Source organism: Marinibactrum halimedae, from assembly GCF_021234875.1.
Taxonomy (GTDB): domain Bacteria; phylum Pseudomonadota; class Gammaproteobacteria; order Pseudomonadales; family Cellvibrionaceae; genus Marinibactrum; species Marinibactrum halimedae.
In genome coordinates this window covers 1-726 of sequence record NZ_JAJQVM010000116.1, presented here as the reverse complement: position 1 = coordinate 726, position 726 = coordinate 1, and the positions used below count along the sequence as shown (strand labels likewise).

Here is a 726-nt window from a genome sequence, read left to right as displayed (position 1 = left end):
TGAGTGCTAAGTCAAAACGTAACAAGTTTGTCCATTTGACGTTTTTGTCTACGCTCCGTTTTGGAGTGGCTACGCCACATTGCCCCAAAACTCCACTACAACAAAAACGCAAATGACAAAGGCGTTATGCGTAAAGTCATGATGAGATACTTACTGCCATTATTATTGCTTTTAGTGGGCTGCCGAGAGGACCCGAGCGTTATTCTGCATGAGCCTAAACCCCAGGATGTAGAAGGAGTATGGGAAAGTCTAAGTTTGTACCAGTACTTCCCATTTGGTGTAGTTAAAATAGAAAAAAACGGGAAGGGTAAGGTAGTTTTGGTCTCCGAGGAGAAGGCAACGTTTATTGCTTATCTCTCGGAATTCAAAACACAAGAGAAATCATTTTTGATTACCCTAACCGGAACAGAAGAAGGCGATGAACCGGAGTTATGGGAAGGTAGTGTTCGTCGAGGTCAGTTATGCTTCAGAATGCTGGAAGAAGAGGTTAGTAGCAGTAAAATGTCAGAGGGTGAATTCATGTTCGCGTGCTTCACTAAATCTTCTGAAATAAAAGATTATCGTCAGGCAGCGTACTCTGAGTTACAGTGAATACGCATAATCGGGTAAGGGCTGGTATCTAGCCAGCCCTCCCCACACCACCCTGCATGCGGGTCCGCACAGGGCGGTTCATTTAACTACCCGTTAGGGTAATGAACTTTAATCCAACCCTCTTTTAACGATACA

The 726-nt window shown here is 44.2% G+C and carries 1 protein-coding gene; it reads left to right on the top strand.

Annotated elements, in window-relative coordinates; genetic code table 11:
* Window positions 1-126 precede the first annotated feature (126 nt).
* The gene (locus tag LU351_RS20565) at window positions 127-591 is read left to right on the top strand and encodes a hypothetical protein (protein WP_232595955.1); all 465 of its coding nucleotides are present in this window, start codon (window positions 127-129) and stop codon (window positions 589-591) included.
* Window positions 592-726 lie beyond the last annotated feature (135 nt).

Coding starts and splice junctions, on each gene's coding strand:
- LU351_RS20565 (WP_232595955.1), top strand. CDS start 127: ATGCGTAAAGTCATGATGAGATACTTACTGCCATTATTATTGCTTTTA.